The sequence below is a fragment of the Nocardia sp. NPDC004722 genome (assembly GCF_053601505.1).
Genome location: NZ_JBSGBY010000909.1, coordinates 1 through 2,366, shown reverse-complemented (window position 1 = coordinate 2,366; position 2,366 = coordinate 1). Strand labels below are relative to the sequence as shown.

General features: G+C 67.4%; 2 protein-coding genes. Both read left to right on the top strand.

Annotation, left to right across the window (positions count from 1 at the left end; all coding sequences use genetic code 11):
- Nucleotides 1–284: 284 nt before the first annotated feature.
- Complete coding sequence (locus ACWELQ_RS43885; RefSeq protein WP_452402886.1) at nucleotides 285–1,496, top strand: acetyl-CoA C-acetyltransferase; 1,212 nt, start codon at nucleotides 285–287, stop codon at nucleotides 1,494–1,496.
- Nucleotides 1,497–1,531: 35 nt separating this feature from the next.
- A partial coding sequence (locus ACWELQ_RS43880; RefSeq protein ID WP_452402885.1) for an enoyl-CoA hydratase/isomerase family protein occupies nucleotides 1,532–2,366 on the top strand: 835 nt, incomplete at its 3' end.

Here is a 2,366-nt window from a genome sequence, read left to right as displayed (position 1 = left end):
CGGACAGCGCACGGTGCAGGTTGGCTTCGCTGTCGTAGGTGGTGAGCACCAGCACCCGGGTGCCGCCCGCCGCGACGATGGCCTCGGTGGCGGCCCGTGAGTATCGGTTTCGCGAGGTTCTAAGGTATGCCCAGGCGTACGGGTTACCGGAGCGTCAACAAACCTGCTCGGGGCGCTGTTTGTACAGCGTCTAGGCGACCGGTCCTGGCCGGTCGGCGATGCAATGCCATGGCACGGTTCCGCACAACGCGGTGACGGCGCACCCAAGAGAGGAAAACTCCGATATGACCACAGAGGCCTACATTTACGAGGCCATCCGCACCCCGCGCGGCAAGAACCGCGGCGGGTCCCTGCACTCGGTCAAGCCGGTCGACCTGACCACCGGTCTGGTCGAGGAGCTGCGGAACCGGTTCCCGAACCTGGACGAGGATCGCATCTCGGACATCATCCTGGGTGTCGTCTCGCCGGTCGGCGATCAGGGCGCGGACATCGCTCGCACCACGGTGCTGACCGCGAACCTGCCCGACACCGTCGGCGGCGTGCAGATCAACCGCTTCTGCGCCTCGGGCCTCGAGGCCGTCAACCTGGCCGCCCAGAAGGTGCGCTCGGGCTTCGACGACCTGGTCATCGCCGGTGGCGTCGAGTCCATGTCCCGCGTGCCGATGGGCTCCGACGGCGGCGCCATGTTCATGGACCCGTGGACCTCGTACAACGCTTACATTGTCCCGCAGGGCATTTCGGCCGACCTGATCGCCACCATCGAGGGCTTCTCCCGCGATGACGTGGACGCCTACGCCGCCCGCTCGCAGGAACTGTCCGCCAACGCCTGGGACAACGGCTACTTCTCCCGCTCGGTCGTCCCGGTCAAGGACATCAACGGCCTGACCGTGCTGGACAACGACGAGCACATGCGTCGCGGCACCACCGCCGCCGACCTGGGCAAGCTGAAGTCGGCCTTCGAGGGCATCGGCAACATGGGCGGCTTCGACGCCGTCGCCATGCAGCGCTACACCTACGTCGAGCACATCAACCACGTCCACACCGGCGGTAACTCCTCCGGCATCGTCGACGGCGCCGCGCTGGTGCTGGTCGGCTCCGAAGAGGCCGGTGCCGCTTCGGGTCTGACCCCGCGCGCCCGCGTCGTGGCGACCGCCACCTCCGGCGCCGACGCCACCATCATGCTGACCGGTCCGACCCCGGCCGCGCACAAGGCCCTCGCCAAGGCGGGCCTGACCGTGGACGACATCGACCTGTTCGAGATCAACGAGGCCTTCGCCTCCGTCGTGCTGAAGTTCCAGAAGGACCTGCAGATCCCCGACGAGAAGCTGAACGTCAACGGCGGCGCGATCGCCATGGGCCACCCGCTGGGCGCCACCGGCGCCATGATCACCGGCACCATGGTCGACGAGCTGCACCGTCGCAACGCGCGCTACGCGCTGGTCACCCTCTGCATCGGCGGCGGCATGGGTGTCGCCACCATCATCGAGCGCGTCTGACGCCCACCCGAGACTTTTCAGGAGAACCAAAAACAATGACTGAGAACATGATCGGCTGGGACAAGGACGCCGACGGCATCGTCGTGCTGACCATGGACGACCCCAACCAGGGCGCCAACACCATGAACCAGCTCTACAAGGACTCCATGCGGGCCACCGTGGACCGCCTGGTCGCCGAGAAGGACGACATCACCGGTGTCGTCATCACCTCCGCGAAGAAGACCTTCTTCGCCGGCGGCGACCTCAAGAACATGATGCAGACCACCAAGGCCGACGCCGCGGCCATCATGGAGGAGCTGACCTTCATCAAGGACGACCTGCGTCGTCTGGAAACCCTTGGCAAGCCGGTGGTTTCGGCCATCAACGGCGCTGCCCTGGGCGGCGGCCTGGAGATCACCCTGGCCACCCACCACCGCATCGCGGCCGACATCAAGGCCGTGCAGCTGGGCCTGCCCGAGGTCTCCCTCGGCCTGCTTCCGGCCGGTGGCGGTGTCACCCGCATCACCCGCATGCTCGGCATCGCCAACGGCCTGATGGGCGTGCTGCTGCAGGGCACCAAGTTCAACGCGCAGAAGGCGAAGGCCACCGGCCTGATCCACGAGACCGTCGCCTCCGTCGAGGAGCTGGTCCCGGCCGCCAAGGCGTGGATCAAGGCCAACCCCGAGGGCGGCGTGCAGCCGTGGGATGTCAAGGGCTACAAGATCCCGGGCGGCACCCCGTCCACCCCGGCCCTGGCCGCCAACCTCCCGGCCTTCCCGGCCAACCTGCGCAAGCAGCTCAAGGGCCAGAACATGCCCGCCCCCAAGGCGATCATGGCCGCGGCCGTCGAGGGCGCGCAGGTCGATTTCGACAACGCGTCGCTGATCGAGT

Excerpts from the sequence above, each read along its gene's own strand:
- ACWELQ_RS43885 (WP_452402886.1), top strand. The coding sequence starts at position 285 with ATGACCACAGAGGCCTACATTTACGAGGCCATCCGCACCCCGCGCGGC.